This is a genomic window from Rhodococcus sp. 21391 (assembly GCF_016772255.1).
Lineage (GTDB): Bacteria > Actinomycetota > Actinomycetes > Mycobacteriales > Mycobacteriaceae > Rhodococcus_F > Rhodococcus_F opacus.
Genome location: NZ_CP063782.1, coordinates 1,337,998 through 1,362,823, shown reverse-complemented (window position 1 = coordinate 1,362,823; position 24,826 = coordinate 1,337,998). Strand labels below are relative to the sequence as shown.

Below are 24,826 nucleotides of genomic sequence, written 5' to 3'. Positions count from 1 at the left end.
TCCTCAGGCCTTCTCTTGAGCGGATCGACGCGACGGGTTGTCTTGTCCCGCGGCCTTGGGATCGAGTTCATCCTTTTTGGCGCGCACCCCCTGCGCGACTTTGTCGCCGAGGCCTTTGTCCACATTGCGCCAATACTCGAACACTCTCGCCAGGACAGGTTCGCTCACGCCGTTGAGTAGGTGCCCGACGATGTTGTCGACCAAGCGTCCGCGGGCCGCATCGTCGAGAACGTCGCGTACCATCGTGCCCGCCTGACCCCAATCGTCGTCGTCCTGGCGAAGTGTGTAGGCCTGCCGCACCATGTCCCCGTCGCTGTACCAGCCGATGGGTTCGCCCGCCACCGCTGGATCCGCATGCGGGCCGCCCTTGGAGTTGGGTACATACACCGGGTCTCCGGGATTCTCGTGGCGCATGTGGCCATCCTTCGAATACGACCGCACGGTGGTCGCGTGTGGCCGGTTGACCGGCAGCTCCTTGTAGTTGGCGCCGATGCGGTGCCGATGCGAATCGGGATACGAGAACCACCGGCCGAGCAGCATCTTGTCCGGACTCGGCCCGGTTCCGGGCACGGCGTTGCTGGGCTCGAATGCCCCCTGCTCGATCTCGGTGTGGTAGTTGCTCGGATTGCGGTTCAGCGTCATCTTGCCGACTTCGACGAGTGGATAGTCCGCATGCGGCCAGACCTTGGTGAGGTCGAACGGGTTGAACCGGTACGTCTTTGCATCCTCGAACGGCATGATCTGCATCTTGAGTGTCCAGCTGGGATAATCACCTTGTTCGATGTGCTCCCACAAGTCACGAAGGTGGTAGTCGGTGTCGATCGAGGCCATCTGATCGCCCTCGTCCTGCGTGAAGAACTCGATTCCCTGATCGGTGATGAAGTGGTACTTCACCCAGAACTTCTCGCCCGCGGCGTTCATCCACATGTACGTATGGCTGGAATAGCCGTTCATGTGCCGCCAGGTGCGCGGAATTCCGCGGTCACCCATCAACCACGTCACCTGATGCGCGGACTCCGGAGACAGCGTCCAAAAATCCCACTGCATATCATGATCGCGCAGATTGTTGTCGGCACGCCGCTTCTGCGAACGGATGAAATCCTGGAATTTCATCGGGTCCCGCATGAAGAAGACCGGAGTGTTGTTGCCGACCATGTCGAAATTGCCTTGTTCGGTATAGAATTTGAGGGCAAAACCGCGCGGGTCGCGCCAGGTATCCGGACTGCCACGTTCGCCGGCGACTGTGGAGAACCGTGCGAGCATCTCCGTCTTCTTGCCAGGCTGGAACAGGTCCGCCAAGGTAAACGCACTGACATCGCCCGTCACCTCGAATGTGCCGAACGCCCCTCCTCCTTTGGCATGAGGCTGCCGCTCGGGTACACGCTCGCGATTGAAAGCAGCCATCTTTTCGATGAGGTAGGCGTCGTGCAGCAAGATCGGACCGTCCGCGCCGACGGTGAGCGAACGCTCGTCGCTCGGTACCGGAATTCCCGCATCATCGGTGGTGTAGTTGTTCTCAACCATCATGCCCTTCTTTCTTTCGACGTTGCGGACACAGCCCTCAGAAGACGACCTCGGTATCGCTTGCTTGAGACACCTGTTTCGATCTGCTCGCGGACCAGATGGGCGATGTCTCTCGCAGTGAGGTGTGGGTGATCATCGAGAACCTCGAGCACAGCCCCGTCGCGGGCTGGTGAGCCGAAGGTCGACTTCCCGCAACCGCAATTCCACATCGCGTGATGTGTTGTGCCGCATACCCCTCAGGGCATCATGTCTTCTTGAATCCGTCAAGCGACGTTCTCGGTGGCTGCCACAATGACCGATATCTGGTTACGGCGTGATCGGTTGTCCGGGAGGTTGTCCGGGAAACAACCACTCGCTAATCACACGAGGTGGAGGTAACTCTCATTCGGGGGTGGGGATCAGGTGCGCCAGGCAGAGCGACGGCTCGACGAACGGTTCGAGTCGATCGGCCGCGAGCGGTGCCCGCACCTCGGCCAGCGCCCCGCGGATCAAGCCCAGGTGCAGCGAACACACCACGTCCCGGTGCCGCTCGGCTACCTCCCGGAACGGGCAGTGTCGCAACGGGATCACTGGTCGATCGAGGTTCTCCACCACGCCCGGGGCGAAGCCGGACTCGGCCAGCACCGTCGACAACCGGCGGACCCCGTCGGCGGCGTCCACCCGCTGCGACGGGGCCGGCCGCTCCGCCAGGTAGCGACCCCACGCCTCCCCGGCCGTCTCGGCAGCCCGGCCGGGCTCCGGCAGAGTGTCGGCGATCAGACCGGTCAGCATCTCCGCCAGCAACCGATAGCTGCGCTGTCCGGTGGACGCATCCGAGGGGGTAGCGGCATAGACCATCCGGGGCCGACCCGGCCGGCGGCTGTCCTCGGCGCGACGCTCGGCCAGGCCCGCGTCGACCAATCCGTCCAGATGAAACCGGGCCGTATTCGGATGCAGGTCGACCCGGTCGGCGATGTCCTGTACGCCCATCGGTTCCGCCGCGGCGCACAACAGGTCCAGCACCCGGTTCCGGGTCTCGCCGAGCGCGGTCGGCAGCGTGGGGTCGATCAACGTCTGCTCGCTCATAGTGCCTACTTTAGCCGAGACTATTAGTAGAAACCATCCGTATCGGCGAGGGAACTCAGCGCGGGGTCGAGCGTCGGATCCTTCGAGGTCACACGGTGCTAGTGATGCGCGTCACATGCATTGCACCTACCGTCGGTCAATGAGTTTGCACTAATCTAATAGTAAATAATAGTTGTTGTATGAGGTAGTGCTAGCTTGCTCTCCTCGCGCAGAGAGAGGACCTCGTCGTGACCGCACCATTCGACATCACCGACACCAAAATCGACCGAGACGACGCTCACCGTCTGCTCCGCGAGTATCGAGCGAAAGCCGCACTGGTGACCGAATTGTCACTCAATGGCCCACTGTCGGCGAAGACGTGTGCCGGGGTGAACCTCCCCACCGCCCGCCGTCGACGGCATCCGGCCCCCAGCGACCCGCCTTGGGACCGTGCCGAGGTCGAGGCACTGCCGTCCGGTTCGGCACTGCTCGTGGTCACCCGGGGGCCCAACCGCGGTGACTGGTTCCTGCTCGATCAGACGGTCACCACGATCGGTCGCCACATCGACAGCGACATCTACCTCGACGACACGACCGTCGGCCGTCGCCACGCCCAGATCCGGCGCGACAACGACACATTTCGGGTGACCGATGTCGGCAGCCTCAACGGCACCTACCGCAACGGGACACCGGTCGACACCGCACTGCTCGCCGACGGTGACGAGATCAAAATCGGAAAATTCCGGCTCGCGTTCCTCATCACACCGCTGTCAGCAGCGGCAACAGACCAATGACCACGACGGAGTGAGTGACACGGCTTTCCTCGTCGCCATGATCGCCCCGCCGCTCATCCGGTGGGAAACTGCTCACACTCGCGTTGCCCGGCCAGCGGGCCGGAGTTTTCGGTGCAGGTGGTGTAGCCGTAGCCGACGAGTCCGAAGCCGAGTCGTTCCAGCTGGGGGAGCCGTCCGGCCCGTTCAGCCGTATTCGGTGACCACACGCGCTCCCGGAGGCAGTGACGTCGTCGCCCACGGTTTGCGGCGGTCCCGCTGTACGGCCTTCTTCGCCAGCAGGCCCCGCAGATCATCACCGACGGGTTCGAGGACACGGCACGCTCTATTGTCGACCGGCAAGCGGCGCGCCTGCATTCCCACAGATGATCTGCGGCAGTCCTGTGGAAAACTCCCGGAGCCGTGCCTGCCCCACGCACAGCGTTCCCACTAGCGCCAGCTGCCGGTATGCAACCGGAGCGCGTCCAAGCGTTCCGCGAGCCGTGGATCTCAACCCGCGAGCCACAGACGCCGCCGTGCCACTGCCTTCATCTTCTCCACGATCGTCGGCCGAAGCGGAGTCGGGGGGTTCGGGTGCAGCTGCGCGTGCAGACAGCGGAAGAACTCGCCGGTATCCATACCGAAAACAGCGATAATCTCCTCCGCCGGGCCGCCGCCATGCGGGAACCAGCGAAGCGCGAAGGTCACCATCCGATTCACCTTTGCCGTGTCTCCGGTCATCGTATTTCCTTTCCCTCACCGCTACCCGGCCCGAGTCGATGGCGGAGCGCCCCTATTCGGGTGGGTCTTCGCCAATGGACTCCGGCAACGCGGTCGAGGACCGATAGTTGCGTCATCAGTTCGCTCATGTTCGCGGTTCCCTACAGTTCAAGTTCGACTTCGACGCTGCAAGCGTGGGTGCCTGTTCTGAAGGTCAGGTCCATTTTGGTGCTGGACGGGACGACGAACTTGCCGCCACCAACGGTGGGTTGGAAGGTGCGCAGCCGGAAAGGTCGTTGGCCTCGAGGCACTCTCGCAACGTGGGCGTCTTGCCGCGGCGACTCGGAGCGGTGCGCCACACCTGCGTCTCGAAGGGGAAGATCGACTCCCGCCGTCGACGTTCGAGGTCCCTGACAGGTGTCACGGCGGGCGAGGCCCGCGGCGGCGCGACCGGTGTCGGTTTCGTCAGTGTCCCGCCGGGGCGACGACGTGCCCCAACGTCGAGTAGGGCGACAGCGCCGATCGCGGCGGTAACCGCCACGGTGAACCCCCAGCGCTGGAGGTACTCCGGTGATGCCGCGACGGCCGCGTGGAGCGAGGTGGCGAACAGCGCACCGGCGGCCGCGACCGATACGAGCGTGGACCGCCGGTCTCGGGCGGAGGCGAGCGTGTGGGGCAGCAGACAGCTTTCAGCACTGTCACAGAGCTTACCGAGTTCGGTATGCAGGACGGCGATCTCGTCGGCGGTGCGGTTCGCCAGCGTTGATCGAAGGTGTGTCGATTCGATCCGCGGAGGCCGGTGAGCACCCGCGGGGTGTGTTTGCAGAAGCCGTGTCTCGATCATCCGTCTGCGGGCCGCCGCGATGTCGCCGAGGCCCGCGAGGGCGCCGCGTTCGCTCAGTTGGCGGCGGTTGCGCAGGAGCGACAGTACTCGTCGGTGGTCCGCCGAGTGCTGTGCGCGGAGGGCGACCCAGCCGATGAGGCAGTAGACCATCTCACGGGTGCCCCGATCGAGATGGCCGGGACCGGTGGCGGGGGAACCGAGGTCGACGGCAAGGGCTCGGGCGTCCTCGCGAATCGCGATCCCCGATCCGAGACGTGACGCCCTGTCGATCAGCGGGACCCGGTGCCAGCCCAAGAGTCCACGGTAGGAGCGGGACGCGGCCCCTGCGCTGGGTGTAGTGCCCGGTTCGTCGACCAGTCGCTGTACCGTATCGACCCCGTCGGTGTGGACCTCGATGATCAGGCCCTCGAGGGTGTCCCGCCCGGTCCAATTAGGGCCGTGGATTGTCAGGCTGCGTAGCGGCCGGTAGACCTCAGATCTGGGCAGTCGGGTGTCCAGCCGCGGGAAGACGTCGATCGGGCTCGCCTCGGTCGTCAGCCCGAAGGGACGAAGAAATGCTTCGATAGCGGCCCAGAATTCGGGGCTACCGCCGCCGCGGAGCGGGTCATTGTGCCGGTCGATCAGGCTGCCGGTGCGGTCGGGGGTGAGTTCCTCGCAGGCCAGCACCAGCCCGTTGCCGGGAACCTCCCACAGTGACAGGCACGTCGCCGGGGGGCCGACGTAGCGGCGTTGCGGGCCGTTAGGTGCGCGCTGTCCATCGAGTGCGAGGCCGAAGGTAACCGGCGGACTGCTGCGATCGACGATGTGCCGGAACGCCAGCAACTGTGCGTGCGGTCCATCGTCCCCGGTGGCGGAGGGGGCGCTGATGCGGGCCGGCAGGAACGGTTCGACCTCGTCGACCGCGGGTACCGGGACCGGGTCGGCGCTTTCGACGATGTCCAAGGGCAGCAGGATGACCCGCAACAGTGCCCGGCGTCTCCTCGACGACAGCGAAGCCTGGTTCGGCCGACGGGTAACGAGTCCAGGACGATTCATTTCTGTTCCATCAATTCTCGACACATCCGGTACTCCTGCACCGACCCCATAGGTCGGCAGGGGAGACGGTCATCTCACCGGATGTTGTGGGAGTGCCCCTGTCTCGCTCACCCTGAACTCTTTGGGAAACACGTCGTCCCGGCCGTGGAGGGGCCGGGACGGGCGTGTCAGAGGCCGGAAGTTGGCCCCCCGATCGGGTGGTCACACGCGGGGCGGACCAATAAGACTGCGGTGTGCTTCCATTGAACTCGGCAGGGTTTTGTGAGCCGCTTTCACCGTTGTAGAAAATTGGAAGAGAGTGCAGTCGCTGATATTTCCACGCTCCGAGCCGTTCTCTTCCGAAGCTGCTACATCTGATGTGGGCGCGGGTCAGGGCTGTTGGCCGAGTTCCCGGGGGAATATCATCGATCCTCAGGCAGCGAGGAGGGTGGCGGGGTGCGGTGTTGACGCCAGTGTCGCATCAGCTCTTCCGCTTTCGGGTGAGTAGAATGGACGCGATCGCCTTCTCTCGCTTCTCCGCCCGGCGCTCCTTGAGGGCTCGTGCGGACTGTTTCGAACTCTTGACGGCGGACTTGTCAGCCATTGTCGGTCCTTTCCGAATCGGCAACCGCGAACTGACCTCGACCATACCCAACAAAAGAAATAAGTCCAGTTCAGCGGCCGATTAGAGGCGGTTCGATGATGCGCGGGCCGTGACGACGGCGTCGGTTGGTGCGTCGGCGGGCTGTTCCCCGATCCGAGGTACTCTCACCCCCTGTGGCGTCCGATCCGGTCGCGTGCGACGTCCGCCGGGAGTTTCCGAGGTGCAAGGCGTGCAGGAAATTTCACGGACTTGCTTATTTCTTCCCGATGGCTATGGTGCAGGGCAGCATTAGTGGCATCTATTTGGAGGACTGAAATGTGAGTGCAGCTACCGATCGTCAGTGGGCGGTTCGTGACGCTGTTCTGCGTTGGCTTCTTGCGAAGACAACGGAGGGTTATCGCAGCCCGATTCTGGACGCGGATGCCATCGGATCAGAGGTCGGGTGGGTGGCCTCGCCGCTCACCCGCGACGAAGTCGTCGACGCCTCGATGTTCCTGTTCAAGGAGAACTATGTGACAGGCGTGCCGGTGATGGGGATCGGGATTCCACGACCGATGCTGACTGTCGCGGGACGTCGGGTGGCCAAGACCGGCAAACCGCTGAGGTACAAGGTCGACGCTCACGAGGCGAAGGTGCGCCGGCGTCTGGCGGCACCGCTCGCAGAGACATCCGCGACAACGGCGGCAGTGAAGTGAAAGAGAGAATGACTCGACCGGTCACTCGACGATGAGTACGTGAGCACGGGGTTGAGCGCGGAACCTGTGCGGTCCGCGCCGTCGTCGGCGCAGACCACGCCGGCACCGACGAGGTTACCCAGTCCGGTCGCGCCGCGAGGTATGTGTCGTATCCGCGTACGCACACTCCGTCGCGAAGGACCGACCCATCGGTCGACTATTTCATTGGTTAGCGATCGGTACGGCCTGGACCGTATGTCGGCGCCGGGCGGCCAGGGTGCATCACCGAAAACTTCGGAAGGATAGCAGAATTCATTGCGGTCCTACTGGATGACAGGGTGCTCCGAATATCGTAGCGTGGGCGCTGGAAGGATCGGCCAAGGTGCGCAGGGCGAGCTACAGTTTCGCCTGCCCGTCGCCGTTCGCGCGGCGGCGGGCACGTTGTTCGCTGGTGAGGGTGTAACGGTCGGCAATGACTTCGCGGCCTTCTCGTGGCGTTCATCATGAGTGTGAGACCCGACCACAGGATTCCGTCGATCCTCGCCGGTGCCGGGTCGATCAGTACCGACCCCGCGGGCTGCGAGTGAACTGAGCCCCACCACATTACGATCCGCACCGGCCGCCGCATTTGGCCCGCCCCGAGGAGGACCTGTCCCGTGAACCTCAATGTCGCCCTGCTGCTACTTGTCCTCGCCGGCGGAATCGGTGGCACCGCCGCCGTCCAGGCCGCGTTGCGCCGCGGCGCCGATCGCGGCCGGCGTGCGGTGTTCCACGTCAACGGCTGACCAATCCTTCTCGGCGCCGGGCCCCCGGGGGCCGCGAAGGGAAGAGGATGAGCGATCCCGCGATGGGGGGTGGGTCTGATACGGGCGCTGCCGCGCATCCCGTGCCGGCCCACTTTCATTCGCATGTCCGTGCCGCCGGGTGCGTGTGGGCCCGGGCAGATGCCTGGCCGACTTCGTCAACCCACGGCACTGCGGATCCCACCAGGATGGCGAACACGGCTTGCGCGGAGAGTGGCGCCGTGGTGTCGAAAGGGCCCTGCACGACGTCGAGGTGCACGATCAGGCCGATCCCTGGCGACGTCGTCTATGGCGACGATATCGAGGGTGCCGGCGCCCGAAGTTTTCGGCGGTGGCCAGTCGCCGACGACCGTTTGATCACTACCCTCGGCGCCAGTCCGCTCTTGGATTGGTCTTCCGGATGCAGCCGCATGGGGGCGTCCCGTGTGACCGCCGGTGCAGGCTGCAGCTGTGAGTGGCGGTGATGGAGACCAGGACGTTCGGATCGCTCGGGTCCTCCTTTCGTCTGCCGGCCCGATCGCCACGGGGACGAGGGTGTGATCACCGGAGTGTTCCCGTCCGAGATGCATCCGGCGAGGTCCTCGATTGCGGTTGTCCCGATCGCCCTGCCGAACTTGCGTTTGAGAGCTGCCCGCACCGTCGACGCTGATGCACCCTGGTGTGCGCGGTACACCTGGTCTACGCCCCGCTGGATGTTCGCCGCGACGACGGGCACCAGATCCGCCGCACACCCGATGTCTATGCGCACCGCAACCTCGACCACATCAACCTCGATCCTGGTGCATCACCGCACGCTCACCTTGAGAGTATGAGAGACGCAGGATGACTCAGCTGCCCATTCGTCGTCGATGGCTGTGGTGCATGCTATCGCGGCTGAGATCTGTCGGCCGGAGGCTGAATCCGGTTCCTTCCTCGGGTCGAGAGCGTCCCGATCGACCCGGCAGGGGGTGCATCGCACCGTTCGGAGTGGGTGCCGCGCGCAGGAGTCGACCACTGCGACGAACACTGTCAAATCAGGCACCGCTCGGCGAAAGGCGTGCGATGGATCGTTCGCTAGTGGTGTCAGCTATCACAGAGGCCGGAGGCCTCATCGGATTTACCCCTGCACAGCCAGAGTCATCCGCACCATTCGCCGAATTGAACCGCGCGTACACGCCGCGTATCGGTGTCGGGTCGCAGATCGGCCACGCCGCCGTGCGTGGTCCGCGACACAAGACCGAGCACCCCATCAACGGTCTCACCCACGACACCCGTGCTTTACCTAGGTAAGGACTAGGTAAAGGCCGGTGGTCTCTGGATGTCCCTTCATGGAAGCTGGAGCCACGGACGATACCGGGCCGTCAACAGTGAGACGCGAGACATCGCCCCACCGCGCCGACGTCACCTGTATCGCAGTACCGCCCGATGTAGCGAAAGGACTCTCATGCCGACCGACACCTCCGCAGTACCCGGACGAGGGCCTTCGCCGCAGGCCGCGGACGCACAGTTGCTGTCCGCCGCGGCTGCAGTTCTGGCCGAGCAGCGCGCCTGCAGCCATGACGCCGGCTTCGATGCTCTCCTCGATGTGGCGCGCCGTAGCCACGTCAGCGTCACCACCGCAGCTGTACGAGTCCTGTCGCGGCCGTCTGCGGATCGCGGTGGCCGTGAGCAACATCCCCGTGCAACAGCGCATCTGCCGCGCCGCGACGGCGGCGGTGGTGTCAATGGATAGGAATCCGCCGTTGTCGATCCCGAAGGATCCGCCCTTGGTGGCGGTCACCGTTGATTCTGGTGAGTGGCGGGTGCGTGCCGCGTGTCGCGGCGCCGATCTGTCGGTGTTCTTCTCCCCCGACGGCGAACGGCGCGGCGCTCGCGATCGGCGTGAAGCGCGGGCCCGGCAGATTTGTCAGGTGTGCCCCGTGCTGGTGCGGTGTCGCGATCACGCGCTGACGGTGGGTGAATCCTATGGCGTGTGGGGTGGCATGACCGAGTCGGACCGACGAAAGCACACCCACCGTGCCCGCCGCGGTGAGCGTCGACCGCTCGGGTCTTTCCATGAGCGGCCTGTTGGCGCTGCGTCGGGGGTACGCCGGGCCGCGTTCACCGGGTCGTTCGACCGTGCGTACACCGGTGGGGCGTCGAGGGGTCGCCCCACCACCGGGTGACAGCCACGCCGACCTGGACCGGGCCGATTCGTACCGTCGGACGCTTCGGCGAGGCACGGAAGCACCGTGGGCATGACCCCGGCATCGTCCTGGCGGCCCGAAGGTCAGTCAGATGACGGCTCGAGATCGAGTTTTCACGCATCGTCGACAGAGCCGAACGGGTACCGCAGGCTGCACTTGATCGTGTGGATTCCGGTGTCCTGTGGAGTGCAGACGGTGTTCGTCGAAATCCAGATCTGCAGACCATTGCGATGAGTTTCTGGGTGAGTTTCGTGCACAGGTATTTTGCGGGCGAAGACCGCGTACACCGTCCCGGTTGACCGGAACTCCACCGGCGGTTTCCCGCCACGCGGTACCACCGCGCACGATGTACAGGGTGACATCCACTATCCACGGCGGCATTCTTCTCGGGTCGCCTCCCGCTGCCGTGCCACCGGTGCAGGCAATCGCGATTCGAGGGGCGCCCACTCTGCGTCGGTGACCGACGACGAGTACACCGCGCAACCATGTCCCCCCGGGCACAACGAAATCGGCGATGATGAGATTGTGGGCTCCTGTTGGGTCGGTGATCTGGTGATCACCGACCCAGCCAGGAGCCCACTTTCTTCGATTCTCGGCGAGGCACAAAGCGTGCCAGTTCGAGTTCTCACACACACTGTGGCGCAGCCGCTTGGAATGACCCGCAACCGATCATTGGGCGGCATGGACTGTCGTCGCACTCGGGCTTCCCGTGCTGGGGCGATTGGAGTGCGGCATGCAAACGCGATCGTTATGGCATTGATGGCCGAGACCGCCGGTGCCGATCGTTCGGCGCGGCCGCCTCCTCTTTTGCTCACCGTCTGGTGGAGCTATCCGCTGAGCAACTGTCCGAGTCGACGGCGCTGGGCAGATGGTTGTGCGCTCTGGGCCTGCCACATCCAGTGCAGTTGCTCGAGTCGGGCGGTGATGCCGATCAGCAGGTCCTGGGTGACCGGGTCCGCCTTCTCGGTGGACTCGATGCGAGCCCGGAACCGCTCGATGACGGCGGCCAGGTTCGCGACGATCGTCTCGACCACCTCGGTGTCGGGTGTCCACCCTGCGGCGGATCCCGTGGTACCCGCGTCCGCGGCCACGGTGGCCCCGCGGCCGTCCGGGCTGACACCGATCGCGGTGGCGCGCTCGGCGGCCTCATCGGTGAAATTGCGTGTGACGGTGGCTAGCTCGTCGAGGGAGGGGTGGACCGCCAGGAAGTGGGGTCCGATGACATTCCAGTGGGCCTGTTTGGCGATCAGGCTCAGGTCGATCAGGTCGACGACGGTGCCCTGCAGTGCCTTGCCGGCGATCCGTTGCTGCTCGGCGTCGAGGGCGGTGGTGATGGGGGTAGGGGTCATGGTTGCTCCTGACGTTTTCGTAGGTCGGTGTCGGGGTCCTTGGTGTGGTCGTCCAGGCCGATGTTGTCCCGATTGTGCTGTCGGCGTGGTGGGGGATCGTGCCCGTCGGTGAGTTCGGTACTCACGTGTGCTGCGGGGTGTCCGGCGCTCTGCGCTCTCAGGCACTGCCTGCGAGAAGCGGAACCGTGTTCTCCTCAACCTCGCTGAGCCGGTGTGCGAGCACTGAACCGGCGTTTCCTCCCGGGGCGCCGTGATCGGTCTCGGGGGCGAACATCACCTCGAGATGGGCCTTGATCTGGCGCGTGCTCATCGATCCGCCGTGGGCGAAGGATCGATGGATTGCCGCGGCGGGCGTGCGCGATCGGTACATTCCTCTTCTCTCTCTTTCTCGGCCTCCGGGCCGCTACCGGCGCAGGGTGGCCGTGCGTGCGGCGCAGCGTCACGACGGGGGACGCGATCAGAGTGCCTTCGGCCACAGCCAGGTGGCGTGGCCGCGGACTGATCACTCGGGCCGTCGGGGCGATGCCGAAACACCCTCATCGCGCACTGAGTCGCGGCGGTGCAGTGATCACCGTGGCGCGCTGTTGCCAACAGCTTGTGCCTGATCGACCACCACCTATTCTTCAGTGGCAATGGACACTGTGCGGGTGCCCGGTACGGTCTTGCTCAACGCGATCGCGATGCGGCGTTCGGATTCGTCTGCGAAGGGGCCTGCGAGGGTGACGCGGCCCTCCTCGACCGTCACGCGCCAGCGTCCGTCCCCGGTATAGTCGTCGAGGCAGCGTTGCGCGCCCACGGCGATCGTCTCGTCCGGTTTGAGCATCAACCGCACCACGTCACTGCGGCTGAGGATGCCCACTACCCGCCCGTCGATATCCACGACCGGTAGACTGCGTAGTCCCTGCTGAAGCAGCATCTGGCTCACATCGGCCAAATAGTGGTACATCGGCGCAGCGACGGCGGGTGCAGTCATCACCTCGCCCACCGTCTCCGAGCACGTTTGTCCGGCCCGCAACACGTCTCCGCTGTTCAACATCCCGACCAACCGGTCGTGGTCGTCGACCACCGGCACCGCCGCGAACCCGTACTCGGCCAGTAGCACTGCGGCCGTGCGCATACTGTCGGATTGGCGCACCACTCGAACCGGTCGCTGCATCACGTTCAACACTCGCATCGTCACCACTCGTTTCAGTCGATCCGGCACCCAGCACTAAACTGCGCCGGAAGTTGGCCCCCCGTTAGGTCTCACGCGGATGCAGGCCGATGACATTCGCCGTGTTTCCAGAACACTCTTCAGCGCTCCGTGAGCCTTTTCCGATTCTGTTTATGAGCGGAAAGGAGGGAAGCCCGGCGAGGTCCTCACCCCACGTAGCTGGAACCCGAAATTTGCTAGTCCGTGATGGGGCGAGTCGGCTTTTCTCTTGGCCGAGCGTCGGGTGCGACATTCCAACCCTCAGGCAGTGACGAGGATGGCAGGTAGGTGGCGATGCTCCAGGATGACGTCAGCTCTTACGCTTTCGAATGAACTGAGTCGATTCGAGGGCCTTCGCTCTCTTCTCCGCCCGGCGCTCCTTGAGAGCACGTGCAGACTGTTTTGAACTCTTGACGGCGGACTTGTCGGCCATTGTCGGTCCTTTCCGAATCGGCAACCGCGAACTGACCTCGACCATACCCAAATAAAGAAATAAGTCCAGTTCAGTGGTATATTCGGGGAAGGGCACGTCTACCGAGTCACGCGCAAAAGGGCCGGTTCGGAGTGCGTCGATGGTGACGACGGGATCGGCTAGAACGTTGTCACGGGTCTGTTTGCCGCGCGAGATGCCCTGCGCCTCAGTCGCGCCCGCGCCGACGAGCTTGCGGCATCGACCGGGGCTGTTCTGAAATCCTAAGACGCGCAGAATAGTTCGATACTTGTCTATTCCTTGCCGACGGCTATGGTGCATGGAGGCATCAACGGCATCTACCGGAGGACTGAAATGTGAGTGCAGCTACCGATCGTCAGTGGGCGGTTCGTGACGCTGTCCTGCGTTGGCTTCTTGCAAAGACAACGGAGGGTTATCGCAGCCCGATCTTGGACGCGGATGCCATCGGAGGAGAAGTCGGGTGGGCCGCGTCGGCGCTCAGCGACGACGAGGTGTACGACGCCGCGAACTATCTCTTCACGGAAGGCTATGTGACAGGCATGCCGGTGAAGGGTCTCGGGATTCCACGAGCGATACTGACTCTTGTCGGACATCGTGTGGCCAAGACAGGCAACCCCCTGCGGTCCAACGCCGACGCTCGCGAAGCTAAGTCGCGCCGACGCCCGCCCTCTTTTGCAGAGGCATCCGTGACGACAGCGGGTACAACGAAGTAGAGACGGCTCCGCCCGTCATCTGACTATGCGTACGTGAGCACGGGGTCAAGCCCGCCGAAACAGTGTCCGACCATCACCACACCCGAAGGGAGGTTGACATGTACACCAACGTGGCACTGCTGCTGGGGTTGCTCGCCGGAGGAATCGGCGGCACCGTGGCCGTGCAGGCACTTCTGAGGCGGCCCGGCAGACCGGGCCATAGGGCATCCTCGGTGATCCACTTGGGCCATGTTTCTTAGCTTGTTATTTAACCTGGTTGGGTTTCACTTTTTGGCTCCGTGATGTCGATTTTCGTGCGTTTCCCGACGTGATGGTGCTGGGCGGGGCGACGGTTCCTCGAGCCGGGTGGGCGTCCGGGACCGGGTCGACTGGGTTTCGGTGCACTGGCAGGATTGGGCATGGTCGCGCGGATGCGCGGAAACCCTCGACGGACGCGGGCCGGCGTCAACCGTCGCGGTGGGGCGGGTCGTTCCCACGGACGGCGTAGGTCTTCGGCGAGCGGCCGGGCGAGCCGGAGTTGGGTGTGCGCAACCAGGACGATCCAGGTCCATCGGTCGGCCGCCTCGGGGTTGCGGATCTTCGGGGCGGTCCAGCCCAACGTCTGCTTGAACAACCGGAACGTGTGCTCGATATCGAAGCGCCGCAGAAACATCTGCCACAATCGGTCGATATCGGCGGTGCCCGCACCCGGATGTGAGCACCAGAGCCACACCGGTTTGGGATGCCGGTCGCCGGGCAGGTGATCGACCGTCAGCCGGATCACCGTGCCTTCGACGATCGGCGGCGGTCCCGGGTGGTCGGCCCACGATCCACGGTGAGTGATCCTCGGGTGCAACCGATTCCAAGCCGCAGTGACGGCTGTTCCGTAGCGGTCGGTGTCGGTATCGGTGTTGCTGTCGGGTTCGGGCCAGGTCTGGGGGTCGGCGAATTTGAATTCGGCACCGTGCCGGGGTGGGCGCCCGGTTCGACCCGGCGGCGGCGCGGGGAAGTGCAGCACCCGATCCGAACGCATCCGACCCAACACCTGAACCGGTAGATCGGCGAGTAGGAACGCCATCCGTGCCAGTTCGTACCCGGCATCGAAGACGAGCACGATGTCCGGGTCGCCGTCTCTCCAGTGCCCGGCCGATTGCAATCGCCCGACTACTTCACGGACTTGTGCCGTGGTGACCGTAGTTTCGTCGTCGTCGGGCCGCAGGCGCACCGCATCGAGTACCGCCGTCCACGACGTGCGGCCCACCTCCAACGCGGCGACGAAGGAATACGGCCACCCGGGGATCAACTGTGCTTGATTCTTACCGCGACCGTAGACGTGACAGAACGCTCGCTGGGAGCTGGTTGGCGCATCCGGGCGCAGCCACGGGCTGATATCGATGGCCAGGACGATCCGGCCATCGCTGCTTCGCGGCAGGGGAAGTGCTCCGACTGCGCGTCGCAGTCGACCGATATCTACTCGGCCGCAGTTTAATCCGTCGTACAAGGCGCCGTGACCGCGCCTATGCTCAGGGGTCAGCGACAAGTCGACCAGTGTGGTGACCGGGTCCCCGGAACACAGCAGCGCATCGGTCAGCTCGAACACCGCATCGCTGCGCGCCGACAAACACCGGTAGAACTCTTCGCGGAACGACACCAGCTCGACCCCGTCATCCGCGCACGACCCTTCCCCGACCACCTGCGTGTAGGGCACACTGACACTCACGGCCACCGCTTGCCTTTGTCTCGAAAGTTCTGTGAGAGGAACCTCAAGATGATCAGGCGGTGGTCGCCCCATGCCGCGGCGACACGCCGAACAACATCATCACCAACTGCCCCACGCGATGGCCGAGGTTAAACGACAAGCTTAGAGCGCGTTTGAAAACCGTCAGGTTCGGGCGAGCCGCCTCGTCATGTGTCGCGATCGTCGCGATGTGAACCATGGCCTCGTGGTGGTCGGGTCTGGTTTCGTAGTCTCGCACGCAGTGGCGGTGCTTGTTGAGCTACGCGAAACTTCTCTCGACCACCCAAACGCGGGGTCGGACGTGGAAACCGGTGGCGCCGGGGATGCGTTTGATGATCTGCATAGGCAGGGCGAGAGCGTCTTTCGCCCAGACGGGCAGCCGTCCAGGATAAGCGCCGTCGGCCCAGACCAGCCGGATGGTGGAGAACCTGCCGCGCAGTGCGGTCAGGAGTCGGTGCGCGGCGTCGCGGTCCTGGATCGAGGCAGCGGTGACGACGACGGCGAGCAGCAGTCCGTTCACATCCACGGCAACGTGTCGCTTGACGCCGTTCGTTCTCTTGCCGCCATCCCAGCCGCGGCCCGATCGGGGCACGTCGACGCGCTGCGCGACCGCCTGCGGGTGCGTGACGGGCGGGCCCGGTGCCCGACCGCGGCGATCATCGACTCGCAGACGGTACCGGCCGCCGATACCGATGCGCTGCCACGCGCCGCTGTGGGACCAGCGGGTGAAGATCGCGTACACCGTCCCGGCTGGCGGGAACTCCATCGGCAGTTGCCGCCACGCGATACCACCGCGGACGATGAACAAGATGGCGTCCAAACGGCGGCAATGCTTCGGGTCTGCCGCCTCGGCCTGCCGAGATGCCGGGCGCGGGCAACAGCGGTTCGAGGGTCGCCCACTCTGCGTCGGTGACCGACGACGGGTACACCACGCAACCGTGCCCGCCCGCCGCGTGGGGCGGGCACGACCGGCATGGCGGTATCGGCGATGATGTCATTGTGGGCTCCTGGTGTAGTCGGGGACATGTACTCACCGACCCAACCAGGAGCCCTCATTCTTCGATTCTAAGCGAGGCACACGCCCGCGATCGCGAGTTCTCAAACACCCCTTAGCCATGAAGGCCTCGTTGAGATTTGCATCACAATGAACTGTAGGGGCGCCAGCCGTCCAGATTAGTGCCCTATATTGCGACCCTCCGCGGCCACACCAAGCGATGCGAACTCAGACCAACGAATAAACAGGTATCGGCTGCTGGTCATCGCGCAGATAGCAGCCTCCGCCAAACTTCGGTCCGACGCGTCAAGTTCGACGGCGCCTGCCCGCACAAAATTTGGTTCAGTCGGTAAGTCGTCGTCCTCGATAGAGGGGCGACCGACACCGACGACGAGGTGATCGCTCACTGCCGGAGGCGGATCGCGTCTCGCCGAAGCCGAGTAGGTCGCCTTACTGAACGATTCCTGACCGATGAGGTCTGTCCGCCGAGGCTACGACTAATCAACGAATCATTAAGCGCCCAAATAGGACCCCGATTTTCCGCAGTCTCAGGGCTAACGTCTGAAGTCGTCGAGAAGCGAAGGGCCGATCTGAGCCAATCCCTCGGCCTCCTTCAAGGGCAGCACACAGAAGCCATCCTCTCCCGGCGGCCCCGGTGTACGCGATCCCTGCAGACACGGTCATTAACGACTGAAAGGGCGATGTTTCAATGTCTATCAATGAAGCGCCGAGTGAGGATGGCTGCCCCGAGGGTCAAACTGACGGACGAATCCACGGGGTCCGACGGCAGATAGCGATCGTCGCGGTCATCCTGCTGTTGTGCGAACTCAACGCGATGGCTGTCGCAATGCTGGTACCTGGTCTACGCCCTATGGCAGCAGAGTTTCCGGTCGAAGGACTCGCCTGGACAATAACGATAGTCTCTCTGGTCGGCGCGATGGTGATGCCCCTCGGAGGTAAGCTGGTTGACCGCTTCGGCCAACGGCCGGTGGTTCTCACCGCCTGCGCGGTATTTCTGGTAGGAAGCCTGATCTCGGCGCTATCGTCGTCTTTCGCCTTGATGATCGTGGGTCGGGCACTCCAGGGGACGATAGCGGTGATGCCTGTGATCGCGTACCGGGTGTTCCGGGACTCACTACCACCACGCGTCGTCCCGATTGCGTTAGGGGCACTCGGAACTGGGTTCGGCGTCTCCGGACTGCTAGCACCTGTCATCGGGGGTGCGTTCGTCGATGGTCTGGGCTACCGGTCGATCTTCTGGTTCTTCTTCGCCTTCACGGCAGTGCTCGCGCCGCTGAGCGTCATCGTATTGCCCCGCACTCCTCGGCAACGGTCCGCTGAGGTCGGGCGAGTCGACATCCTCGGTGGCCTGCTACTGGCGTTGGGCATCGGAGGGATCCTGCTTGGGCTTGGGCAGGGTGACAAGTGGGGCTGGCTTGCGCCCCTAACCCTGCTGGTCATTCTCGGTGGATTTATCGCACTGGGCATGTTCGTGTTGGTCGAGAGCCGGGTTGAAGAACCCATGATCGACCTCCGGGTACTGCGCAACCCAGCCGTCGCGCTGACCCTTACAGTCGGTCTGGTTGGGTTCATGGCGTGCGGGATGATGGCGATCGCCCTCCCGCAGATGCTGCAGACCCCTTCCTCCACCGGCATGATGTACGCCTTCGGTCTCAGTGCGTTGATGGTCGGCCTGGCCCAGATCCCATTCGGGATCACGTCCATGGTGTTCGGACCGCTCGGCGGGCTGCTTACGAAACGCTTCAACCCGCGGGCGATCATGATCTCCAGCATGGCCAGCTTCGCGATCGGATCGACGCTGCTGGCTCTAGCGCACCACTCACTGGTACTTGTTCTCGTCTGGTTATGCGTTATGGGTGTCGGGTTCGGGCTCTTTTGGGCGGCCCAACCCAATCTGATGGTGGAGGCGGTGCCTCGGAAGTACACGGGAGTCTCGGGTGGGATCCAGGTCTGCTCGGTCTCGATCTCAACTGCTATCGCCAGTGCAATCGTGGGCGCCGTGCTGTCGAGCAATGTCGCGGACGTAGGCCCCGAAGGGCCGTTATACAACGACGCCGCGTTCACCACAATCTTCCTTGTCGGTGCAGGGAGCGCTGTCATCGCCCTGATAATTTCCATGTTTATGCGACACGGACGACAGCCCGCCACCGGCGGCGCCGCAACCGACCTCGAGCTGGACGTCGAGGGTGCTACTTTTGCACGTGTCGGCTCTGCCGACGGGCAGGGCCTCGCCTGATCGTCGGTCTCGCGGGATTTCACTCCGATCGAGCAAGTCCCCAGCGTGCCTTATCCTCGATCCACCGAACGGTTGTGGGTTGGTTAAGGCCCTGGGTGTCAGGGCGAGTTGAGACCAGTGGTTCACAGCAAACCCGCCTGCAGGGCGAGATACGGATCAACCCGCGATGACGTTCTCCCACGGTTTCGTGACTGATTCTCCCTCCTCCGCGCAACCTGATGGCGCCACGCCTCCGATCCCGAACGACCCAGGGCCTGCGGTTCGGACCAATGCCGTGGTCGCCGTGCTCGCCTTCGCCGGCGTGGTTGCCGCGGTCATGCAGACGCTCGTCGTGCCGCTGATCGGCGAGCTGCCCGAGCTGCTCGATACGACGCGCTCGAACGCGACCTGGGTCGTCACCGCAACCCTGCTGGCCGCCGCCGTCGCCACCCCGATCAGCGGACGCCTCGGCGACCTGTACGGCAAACGCCGCATCATGCTGGGCTGCTCGGCACTGCTTATTCAACCCTTCATCGTTACGACACCCGGGAGGTGGACTCGTCGTGGCGGCACCTCAACCTGGGCGGACGCGTCTGTGTGCTCACGATGCGCCGCCGGCGACTGCGGTGCCCCGAGCACGGGGTGCTGGTCGAGGCGGTGGACTTCGCCCGCCCCGGATCCGGGTTCACCCGCGACTTCGAGGACCTGGCGGTGTGGCTGGCCACCAAGACAGACAAGTCCACCGTGGCGACGTTCTACCGCATCACCTGGCGCACCGTCGGCGCGATCTGCGGCCGGGTCGTCGCCGACAAACTCGACCTCGACCGATTCACGAATCTGGTCGAGATCGGGGTGGACGAGATTTCGTGGCGCCGCCACCACAAGTACCTGACGATGGTGTCCGACCACGACACCGGCAAGATCGTCTGGGGCACCGAGGGCAAGCACGCCGCCGCGCTCGGCACCTTCTTCACCGACACCCTGCCCGCGGGGGCCGCGCAGCGGATCGAGGCGGTGTCGATGCCGCAACGGATTCTCGATCTGTTGGGAATGGCGTTGTATGCCGTCGATGAGGACGGTGGCGTGCGGCAGCTCTTCGGCCGCGTATGAGCACTGCCCCGCCGCGAGCGGGACGGGGCAGCAATGTGGAGATACCATCGCTACGCCCGCAGAGCGAGGGGTGGTGCGGTGATGGGGCGGTAGCTCAGTCGGTTAGAGCCGTGGACTCATAATCCATTGGTCGCGGGTTCGAGCCCCGCCCGCCCCACCGCGCCGCCGGGCGACCTTCGGGAAGGGCTCCGTCAGGGCTGCCGTGCCGGCGGAACGAGCGTGGGCAATGCGGACTCCGCTCAACCTGGCGATGGGCCGAGTATCTCGAGTGCGCTGACGTACTCAGGCGCAGTCGCGGCAGAGTTGTTGCGCAGCGTCGGCGAGGCGGCTGCGGTGGTGGACCAGAAAACAACTGGTGCATGTGAATTCGTCCGACTGCTTCGGGATGACACGGACGGTGAATTCTTCACCGGACAGGTCCGCGCCGGGCAGTTCGAACGACTCGGCGGTGTCGGTGTCTTCGACGTCGACGACGGGGGACTGGGTGTCTTTCCGGCTGGCGGTCAGCTGTTCGAGGGAGGTGTCCGGCTCGTCGGATTCGGTGACTCGTGGTGCGTCGTAGTCGGTGGCCATGGCTGTTCTACCTTCACGCTCAGGGTGTTCGGATCCGCCAGGTTAAAGGGTCCGTCGACACGACACGCTCGCGGGGTCGTGCCGGGCGGCGGGTGCGCCGGGTGTGGCGGGCGCGTTCGGTTTCGGACATGCCACCCCAGATGCCATAAGACTCGGTGGCGGTGAGGGCGTGCGCGCGGCAGTTGTCGAGCACGGGGCAGTCTTGGCAGATTTGTTTGGCGGCGCGCTCGCGCCGGGCGCGGACGTTGCCGCGTTCACCGTCGAGGGAGAAGAACATGTCGGTGTCGGTGCCGCGGCATGAGGCGCGGTGCTGCCAGTCCAGGTCGATGGGGTGGTGGAGATGATCAGGCACAGCAGATGAGTCGCTTTCGAAAAATGAACGGTGACACGATCGGCGGATCGCGCAGCGAGGTGCGCACGGTGCGCACGGTGCGGCTGGCGGGCTGTGGGCGGTCCCCGGCCCGCGCGTGTACGGCACATCGATGTGGGTGAGTGTGGGCTTCCTGTGGGCGCGGACGGTGTGGGATCGGGTGCGCACCGTTTCGTTGTGGTCCGGGAAGTGTTGTGCGACATGACCCCTCGACGCATCGCGGTTTCACTTCTGAGCCCCGGGGATGGGCGGTCGGGTTCACGACAGTGACCGACCGGGGTTCGGGACTGGTTTCGGTGCGCACCGCGCCCACACGGGTGGGGATGTCGGTGCGGTGATGCCTGGGCTCGACATCGGTGGATCCGGGAGGTGCCCGGATGCTCTACACCCGGCGCCCGTCTCAGGGGTTGGTATCGGGGTGTGTTGTCGAGCGTAGCGGCGCGGCACCCGATGCCGAAGAGAATCGCTGGAAAGTAACTGGCATCACATCCGTGACGTGGCCGTCTGTGCGGGCCGGCAGGCCGTCGGGGCGTCGGGTCGTCATCGGTCAGCCCACACCACGCGTGCTCGAGGTGTGCGGGCAGGGATTGGGCGATTGTGTCGGTCAAAGACGGGGGTGTGTGCCCGTCGTGCAGGCTTTCGGCTCGGTCCACGTGGCGGGCGGCCGTCCGGGAAGGTGGGGGTGTCGGCGGCGAGGAGGGTGTCGGGCCCAGGCCGGTGTGCTGGTGGTGGCCGGTCGATGGTTGGGGATGGTGCATGTAACGCCGCGGCATGTGAATCAGATCACACCTATGCGTGGGTGCTGGACCAGCCACGCGGGCCGCCGCGGTGGCGGCCCCACACCCGAGTGACGAAGGCAGATTTCTCATGGCGATACCCTCGACCCCGACGATGTCCGTGCCCGAATCCCGGACGTGGCGGCGGCCCGGTGATGAGCACCGCCGAGATCAAGGCGCGGGTCGAGGCCATGTACGCCGACGATCGCCGACCGAACACTCCGACCGCTCGCTGACACCTCGCCGGTCGGTACGGAACGGGATCGTAAGGGGGGCCGACGGCGGCGGATACTCGGCTGCTGCTCGCGGTGATCGAACGTGCCCAGAACCTGGTTGCCGTCTCCGACTACGACAGCGGTCGCCCGCTGTATCTCAATCCTGCGGGGGTGGCGCTGATGGGTTTGACCGACGATGGCGCGGTCGGGGCGCGCAGGCGCCGGAGTTCGTCACCGATGTGGGGGTGGTGCAGGCCCCGGAGATGGAAGCGGCCCTGCCCGCGCGGGGCCGATGGGAGGGCAGATCCGATGGGGGTGGTCAGTACGCCGCGGGGTCTCAGAAGTAGAGATTCGGGACAAACGCACCGAGTACGCCGGATGGCGGATTGAGGGCATGCTTTCGTCCCTGCGCATCGAGCTGGTACGCCGCGGTCTGTCCGTAGAATGAGACGCACTCGATGTTGTCGGTTCCGAAGGGGCTGAATGCGACCTTGTGGGTGCCGTTCCATGCATCGAGTGACCATGGGACCTGGAATTGGTCACTGCAGGGGTACTCCCCGTAGCCGGCGTCCTGCGCGGTGGCGGTCGGAGCGCACATTGCGCCGAAGCCGAGTGCCAATGCGCCTGCGGCGATGACCATCGTGCTCTTCATGGAGCCTCCCCTGCGAAAAGTATGAGCGGTCTGTTTATAGGAATCTCGTTGAACGGTGTACGCGGGTCCCCGCTGGGATGCGTGGTGTGCGAGACTGATTCGGGGTCTGTCGCGGCCGGCTCACCGTTTCAGGTGGGGATCGGGTGAGGGTATCGATGGTTCCGACGGTTCGCCTGTCGACGTTGACATAGTGGGTCAGGGGCAACCGAACAGCAGTGACTGCCCTCGTCGGGACGGCCCTCGATGACGGCGTGCGGTGGGCCGATCGGGTGCAGCTGTTCCCGGGGGTGAGCGCGAGCGATCCGGCCCTCGGCCAATGTTTCGCCATCAGATCCTCGCCGCCGCCCCGGACTTCGACGGGGTGATGTGCGGCTGCCGCAACCACCCCGCCGAACTCGTCCTGATGCTGCCCGCCGCGGAACCCTGGGCTCGACTGCACTGACCATTCGCCGAGTCCACTGACGCGGCTGACCGACCAGGGCACCGTCGACGAGGTGGTCACGGTCCCGGGTGAGGTCCACCACTTGAAATGTGTGGGTGTGGGAAGCGCTCGGCTTCCGTAGCCCGGGCTTCGGCAACGGATGGGCGTGGGTGTGGACTCGCATCCAGCACGGTGACACAGGGTTCATGCTTGGTGATGGGTTGGAGATCGGTTGGGAAAATGGGGTATCAGGTGATTCTCTATCTCTCGGTCTCCTCGAGGCCGTGGTTGGGGGCTCGAACACTTTCACGCCATTTCTGTTTGGGGCTGCGTTTCACGTCGTGGCAGTTCCGCGAATTCGGTGCATGTCGACGGTTCTGCCGTGATCCCTATTGATCGTCGGAAACGATTGCAGAGCAATAGAGTCCGTATTCTCTCTCCGATACGAAAAGAAGACCCAGGCCTGGTTGGCTGACATGGTCCTGCAGTCGTCCGGCACCGTCGGCAGATGGTGCTCTGTGTGGTCCTGTCAGACGACAGGGTGAGGGCTACGGGTCTTCCCAGATCAGTGCGGCCCGCGTGTGATTGGTTGCCGTTTCATCGGCTGGCGGCGGGGGCGCCGAAATGCCGCTACTGTGTGTTTGACGATTGCCTGGCGAAATGGGGAGACAACGTGGCGGTATCACCGAGGGGTTCTGCAGGTTCGGCGAAGATGACGACCAAAGAGATTCGTGAGTGGGCGATCGGGGCGGGCTTGGAGGTGTCCTCCCGTGGCCGGATTTCGGTCGAGATCGAGCAAGCCTTCCATGACGCGCAGGCGAAGCCGGCTCCGGCTGAACCGGCGAAGGTGAAGAGGACGGCCGCGAAGAAGACGATCGCGGAGACGACGACGGCGAAGAAGAGGGCAGCAAAGAAGGTAGTCGGGGAAAAGGCCTCGACGAACAGGGCAGCGGCAAGCGGGGCGCCAACGAAGAAGACGACCAGGGAGATTCGTGCGTGGGCGATCGGGGCGGGCTTGGAGGTGTCCTCCCGCGGCCGGATTTCGGCCGAGATCGAGCAAGCCTTCGACGACGCGCAGGCGAAGACGGTTCAGGCCAAGCCGGCGAAGGTGAAGAAGACGAGTGCGAAGAAGGCAGCTGCGAAGACCACGGCCGCGCCGACCGCTCCGGCCAAGGCGGTAGCGGCGAGCACGGCGCCCGCAAGGAAGGCGCCCGCGAAGAAGGCAGCTGCGACGAAGGCGTCCGCGGCGACCGCTCCGGTGAAGAGGTCGGCGGCAAGCACCGGTCCGGCGGAGAAGGCGGCCGTACAGAAGAAGTCCGCGGCGGCTCCGGTGACGAGTGCGTCGGTGAGCACGGCGCCAGCGAAGAAGACGACCAAAGAGATTCGGGAGTGGGCGATCGGGGAGGGGCACGTGGTGTCCTCCCGCGGCCGGATTCCCGCTGAACTCGAGCGCGCCTTCCATGACGCGCAGGCCACGAAGGCTCGGAGACGAACGGCGCCGGCCAGGAAGCCTTCCGCGACAAAGGCGGCCGGGAAGAAGACCGCCCCGCCGGCCGCTCCGGTGACGAGGTCGGCGACGAGCAAGGCTCCGGCGACAAGGACGGCCGCGAAACCGGCGGCCGCGGAGAAGGCTCCGGTGACGAGCGCGTCGGTGAGCAAGGTTTCGGCGAAGAGGGCGTCCAGGGAGATTCGGGAGTGGGCGATCGGGGAGGGGCACGTGGTGTCCTCCCGCGGCCGGATTCCGGCCGAGGTCGAGCGGGCCTTCCATGATGCGCAGGCAGCGTTTCCGGTCGCGTGACATTGTGGACACTGGCCTGATGGATTCGGCGGCCCTGTCGCCGGCCATCAGCGCAGTCATTCTCGGTCGGCCCGGCCTCTGTGGCGCAGCATTGGCG

27 protein-coding genes, 1 tRNA gene and 2 pseudogenes are annotated in these 24,826 nt (G+C 64.7%); 13 read left to right on the top strand and 17 right to left on the bottom strand.

The window, feature by feature from the left end:
- Window positions 1-3 precede the first annotated feature (3 nt).
- Together GO592_RS41120 and GO592_RS41115 are read right to left on the bottom strand one after the other, a co-directional pair.
- A complete protein-coding gene (locus GO592_RS41120; RefSeq protein ID WP_011599170.1) occupies window positions 4-1,524 on the bottom strand; it encodes a catalase in 1,521 nt (506 codons plus the stop codon).
- A 381-nt stretch (window positions 1,525-1,905) separates the two neighbouring features.
- Window positions 1,906-2,589 (bottom strand): helix-turn-helix transcriptional regulator, encoded by a 684-nt coding sequence (locus GO592_RS41115; RefSeq protein ID WP_007300334.1) that lies wholly within the window; start codon window positions 2,587-2,589, stop codon window positions 1,906-1,908.
- 227 nt (window positions 2,590-2,816) lie between these two features.
- Between GO592_RS41115 and GO592_RS41110 the strand changes: the two genes are divergently transcribed.
- The gene (locus tag GO592_RS41110) at window positions 2,817-3,362 is read left to right on the top strand and encodes an FHA domain-containing protein (protein WP_007300335.1); all 546 of its coding nucleotides are present in this window, start codon (window positions 2,817-2,819) and stop codon (window positions 3,360-3,362) included.
- An 83-nt stretch (window positions 3,363-3,445) separates the two neighbouring features.
- Here the strand turns inward: GO592_RS41110 and GO592_RS45460 are convergent.
- The 4 genes and pseudogenes from GO592_RS45460 to GO592_RS46160 all read right to left on the bottom strand — a co-directional run.
- Window positions 3,446-3,670, bottom strand: a pseudogene (locus GO592_RS45460) (aconitase family protein); the annotation flags it as partial.
- A 178-nt stretch (window positions 3,671-3,848) separates the two neighbouring features.
- On the bottom strand, window positions 3,849-4,079 hold the full coding sequence (locus tag GO592_RS41100; RefSeq protein ID WP_007300337.1) for a hypothetical protein: 231 nt from the start codon (window positions 4,077-4,079) through the stop codon (window positions 3,849-3,851).
- Window positions 4,080-4,272: 193 nt separating this feature from the next.
- Window positions 4,273-5,844: a hypothetical protein gene (locus GO592_RS41095; RefSeq protein WP_237720599.1), complete on the bottom strand. Its 1,572-nt coding sequence runs from the start codon at window positions 5,842-5,844 to the stop codon at window positions 4,273-4,275.
- A 553-nt stretch (window positions 5,845-6,397) separates the two neighbouring features.
- Complete coding sequence (locus GO592_RS46160; protein ID WP_007300339.1) at window positions 6,398-6,520, bottom strand: hypothetical protein; 123 nt, start codon at window positions 6,518-6,520, stop codon at window positions 6,398-6,400.
- A gap of 317 nt (window positions 6,521-6,837) precedes the next feature.
- On the opposite strand from GO592_RS46160, the gene GO592_RS41090 reads away from it, so the two are divergent.
- The 4 genes from GO592_RS41090 (at window position 6,838) to GO592_RS41080 (ending at window position 10,141) form a co-directional block, all read left to right on the top strand.
- Complete coding sequence (locus GO592_RS41090; protein ID WP_011599166.1) at window positions 6,838-7,215, top strand: hypothetical protein; 378 nt, start codon at window positions 6,838-6,840, stop codon at window positions 7,213-7,215.
- A 635-nt stretch (window positions 7,216-7,850) separates the two neighbouring features.
- Window positions 7,851-7,979 carry a hypothetical protein gene (locus tag GO592_RS46155; RefSeq protein ID WP_039952787.1) on the top strand — a complete coding sequence of 43 codons (129 nt, stop codon included), beginning with the start codon at window positions 7,851-7,853 and terminating at the stop codon, window positions 7,977-7,979.
- 1,441 nt (window positions 7,980-9,420) lie between these two features.
- Window positions 9,421-9,708, top strand: coding sequence for a hypothetical protein (locus GO592_RS41085; RefSeq protein WP_167332392.1), 288 nt, complete (start codon window positions 9,421-9,423; stop codon window positions 9,706-9,708).
- Entirely contained in the window at window positions 9,701-10,141 is a 441-nt protein-coding gene (locus GO592_RS41080; protein WP_225857941.1) for a WhiB family transcriptional regulator, read from the top strand. The genes GO592_RS41085 and GO592_RS41080 overlap by 8 nt, the downstream gene beginning before the upstream one ends.
- 848 nt (window positions 10,142-10,989) lie before the next feature.
- Here GO592_RS41080 and GO592_RS41075 read toward each other — a convergent pair.
- The 5 genes from GO592_RS41075 to GO592_RS41060 form a co-directional block, all read right to left on the bottom strand.
- Window positions 10,990-11,511, bottom strand: a complete 522-nt coding sequence (locus GO592_RS41075) for a Dps family protein (RefSeq protein ID WP_007300343.1) — start codon at window positions 11,509-11,511, stop codon at window positions 10,990-10,992.
- The gene (locus GO592_RS46150) at window positions 11,508-11,636 is read right to left on the bottom strand and encodes a hypothetical protein (RefSeq protein WP_257226535.1); all 129 of its coding nucleotides are present in this window, start codon (window positions 11,634-11,636) and stop codon (window positions 11,508-11,510) included. The genes GO592_RS41075 and GO592_RS46150 overlap by 4 nt, the downstream gene beginning before the upstream one ends.
- A gap of 32 nt (window positions 11,637-11,668) precedes the next feature.
- Entirely contained in the window at window positions 11,669-11,821 is a 153-nt protein-coding gene (locus GO592_RS41070) for a hypothetical protein (RefSeq protein ID WP_225857940.1), read from the bottom strand.
- Between the two features lie 306 nt (window positions 11,822-12,127).
- Window positions 12,128-12,685: a CBS domain-containing protein gene (locus tag GO592_RS41065; protein WP_007300345.1), complete on the bottom strand. Its 558-nt coding sequence runs from the start codon at window positions 12,683-12,685 to the stop codon at window positions 12,128-12,130.
- 328 nt (window positions 12,686-13,013) lie between these two features.
- On the bottom strand, window positions 13,014-13,454 hold the full coding sequence (locus tag GO592_RS41060) for a hypothetical protein (protein WP_011599160.1): 441 nt from the start codon (window positions 13,452-13,454) through the stop codon (window positions 13,014-13,016).
- A 35-nt stretch (window positions 13,455-13,489) separates the two neighbouring features.
- On the opposite strand from GO592_RS41060, the gene GO592_RS46405 reads away from it, so the two are divergent.
- Together GO592_RS46405 and GO592_RS41055 are read left to right on the top strand one after the other, a co-directional pair.
- Entirely contained in the window at window positions 13,490-13,867 is a 378-nt protein-coding gene (locus GO592_RS46405; protein WP_082325029.1) for a serine recombinase, read from the top strand.
- Between the two features lie 98 nt (window positions 13,868-13,965).
- The gene (locus GO592_RS41055) at window positions 13,966-14,106 is read left to right on the top strand and encodes a hypothetical protein (RefSeq protein WP_157234340.1); all 141 of its coding nucleotides are present in this window, start codon (window positions 13,966-13,968) and stop codon (window positions 14,104-14,106) included.
- Between the two features lie 8 nt (window positions 14,107-14,114).
- On the opposite strand, the gene GO592_RS41050 is transcribed toward GO592_RS41055, so the two are convergent.
- The 3 genes from GO592_RS41050 to GO592_RS41045 all read right to left on the bottom strand — a co-directional run bounded on the left by GO592_RS41050 (window position 14,115) and on the right by GO592_RS41045 (window position 16,404).
- Window positions 14,115-15,539, bottom strand: a complete 1,425-nt coding sequence (locus tag GO592_RS41050; RefSeq protein WP_337952692.1) for an NF041680 family putative transposase — start codon at window positions 15,537-15,539, stop codon at window positions 14,115-14,117.
- Window positions 15,540-15,618: 79 nt separating this feature from the next.
- Complete coding sequence (locus GO592_RS45455; RefSeq protein WP_237737270.1) at window positions 15,619-15,783, bottom strand: hypothetical protein; 165 nt, start codon at window positions 15,781-15,783, stop codon at window positions 15,619-15,621.
- 60 nt (window positions 15,784-15,843) lie between these two features.
- Window positions 15,844-16,404, bottom strand: a complete 561-nt coding sequence (locus GO592_RS41045; RefSeq protein ID WP_007296963.1) for an IS5 family transposase — start codon at window positions 16,402-16,404, stop codon at window positions 15,844-15,846.
- A gap of 883 nt (window positions 16,405-17,287) precedes the next feature.
- Here GO592_RS41045 and GO592_RS41040 point away from each other — a divergent pair.
- The 4 genes and pseudogenes from GO592_RS41040 to GO592_RS41025 all read left to right on the top strand — a co-directional run bounded on the left by GO592_RS41040 (window position 17,288) and on the right by GO592_RS41025 (window position 20,081).
- Window positions 17,288-18,835 carry an MFS transporter gene (locus tag GO592_RS41040; protein WP_007296964.1) on the top strand — a complete coding sequence of 516 codons (1,548 nt, stop codon included), beginning with the start codon at window positions 17,288-17,290 and terminating at the stop codon, window positions 18,833-18,835.
- Between the two features lie 166 nt (window positions 18,836-19,001).
- A pseudogene (locus GO592_RS45450) lies at window positions 19,002-19,406 on the top strand (MFS transporter); the annotation flags it as partial.
- Window positions 19,367-19,924: a helix-turn-helix domain-containing protein gene (locus GO592_RS45445; protein WP_007296966.1), complete on the top strand. Its 558-nt coding sequence runs from the start codon at window positions 19,367-19,369 to the stop codon at window positions 19,922-19,924. The pseudogene GO592_RS45450 and the gene GO592_RS45445, both read left to right, overlap by 40 nt.
- An 83-nt stretch (window positions 19,925-20,007) precedes the next feature.
- A tRNA-Ile gene (locus tag GO592_RS41025) sits at window positions 20,008-20,081 on the top strand.
- 125 nt (window positions 20,082-20,206) lie between these two features.
- Here GO592_RS41025 and GO592_RS41020 read toward each other — a convergent pair.
- From GO592_RS41020 to GO592_RS41010, 3 genes are all read right to left on the bottom strand, one after another.
- Window positions 20,207-20,497 (bottom strand): DUF4193 domain-containing protein, encoded by a 291-nt coding sequence (locus GO592_RS41020; RefSeq protein WP_007296967.1) that lies wholly within the window; start codon window positions 20,495-20,497, stop codon window positions 20,207-20,209.
- A 19-nt stretch (window positions 20,498-20,516) separates the two neighbouring features.
- Window positions 20,517-20,849, bottom strand: coding sequence for a WhiB family transcriptional regulator (locus GO592_RS41015; RefSeq protein WP_007296968.1), 333 nt, complete (start codon window positions 20,847-20,849; stop codon window positions 20,517-20,519).
- A gap of 1,346 nt (window positions 20,850-22,195) precedes the next feature.
- A complete protein-coding gene (locus GO592_RS41010) occupies window positions 22,196-22,510 on the bottom strand; it encodes a hypothetical protein (RefSeq protein ID WP_007296970.1) in 315 nt (104 codons plus the stop codon).
- Window positions 22,511-22,826: 316 nt separating this feature from the next.
- On the opposite strand from GO592_RS41010, the gene GO592_RS46145 reads away from it, so the two are divergent.
- Together GO592_RS46145 and GO592_RS41005 are read left to right on the top strand one after the other, a co-directional pair.
- On the top strand, window positions 22,827-22,952 hold the full coding sequence (locus tag GO592_RS46145) for a hypothetical protein (protein ID WP_255314991.1): 126 nt from the start codon (window positions 22,827-22,829) through the stop codon (window positions 22,950-22,952).
- Window positions 22,953-23,604: 652 nt separating this feature from the next.
- Window positions 23,605-24,729 carry an Lsr2 family DNA-binding protein gene (locus tag GO592_RS41005; protein WP_041813391.1) on the top strand — a complete coding sequence of 375 codons (1,125 nt, stop codon included), beginning with the start codon at window positions 23,605-23,607 and terminating at the stop codon, window positions 24,727-24,729.
- Window positions 24,730-24,826 lie beyond the last annotated feature (97 nt).

Bases quoted from the DNA above. Each gene is read 5' to 3' on its own strand.
- GO592_RS41120 (WP_011599170.1), bottom strand. From the start codon at position 1,524: ATGGTTGAGAACAACTACACCACCGATGATGCGGGAATTCCGGTACCG.
- GO592_RS41115 (WP_007300334.1), bottom strand. From the start codon at position 2,589: ATGAGCGAGCAGACGTTGATCGACCCCACGCTGCCGACCGCGCTCGGC.
- GO592_RS41100 (WP_007300337.1), bottom strand. From the start codon at position 4,079: ATGACCGGAGACACGGCAAAGGTGAATCGGATGGTGACCTTCGCGCTT.
- GO592_RS46160 (WP_007300339.1), bottom strand. From the start codon at position 6,520: ATGGCTGACAAGTCCGCCGTCAAGAGTTCGAAACAGTCCGCACGAGCC.
- GO592_RS41085 (WP_167332392.1), top strand. From the start codon at position 9,421: ATGCCGACCGACACCTCCGCAGTACCCGGACGAGGGCCTTCGCCGCAG.
- GO592_RS41080 (WP_225857941.1), top strand. From the start codon at position 9,701: ATGGATAGGAATCCGCCGTTGTCGATCCCGAAGGATCCGCCCTTGGTG.
- GO592_RS41075 (WP_007300343.1), bottom strand. From the start codon at position 11,511: ATGACCCCTACCCCCATCACCACCGCCCTCGACGCCGAGCAGCAACGG.
- GO592_RS41070 (WP_225857940.1), bottom strand. From the start codon at position 11,821: ATGAGCACGCGCCAGATCAAGGCCCATCTCGAGGTGATGTTCGCCCCC.
- GO592_RS41065 (WP_007300345.1), bottom strand. From the start codon at position 12,685: ATGCGAGTGTTGAACGTGATGCAGCGACCGGTTCGAGTGGTGCGCCAA.
- GO592_RS41060 (WP_011599160.1), bottom strand. From the start codon at position 13,454: ATGCACCATAGCCGTCGGCAAGGAATAGACAAGTATCGAACTATTCTG.
- GO592_RS41055 (WP_157234340.1), top strand. From the start codon at position 13,966: ATGTACACCAACGTGGCACTGCTGCTGGGGTTGCTCGCCGGAGGAATC.
- GO592_RS45455 (WP_237737270.1), bottom strand. From the start codon at position 15,783: ATGGTTCACATCGCGACGATCGCGACACATGACGAGGCGGCTCGCCCG.
- GO592_RS41040 (WP_007296964.1), top strand. From the start codon at position 17,288: ATGTCTATCAATGAAGCGCCGAGTGAGGATGGCTGCCCCGAGGGTCAA.
- GO592_RS41020 (WP_007296967.1), bottom strand. From the start codon at position 20,497: ATGGCCACCGACTACGACGCACCACGAGTCACCGAATCCGACGAGCCG.
- GO592_RS41010 (WP_007296970.1), bottom strand. From the start codon at position 22,510: ATGAAGAGCACGATGGTCATCGCCGCAGGCGCATTGGCACTCGGCTTC.
- GO592_RS46145 (WP_255314991.1), top strand. From the start codon at position 22,827: ATGTTTCGCCATCAGATCCTCGCCGCCGCCCCGGACTTCGACGGGGTG.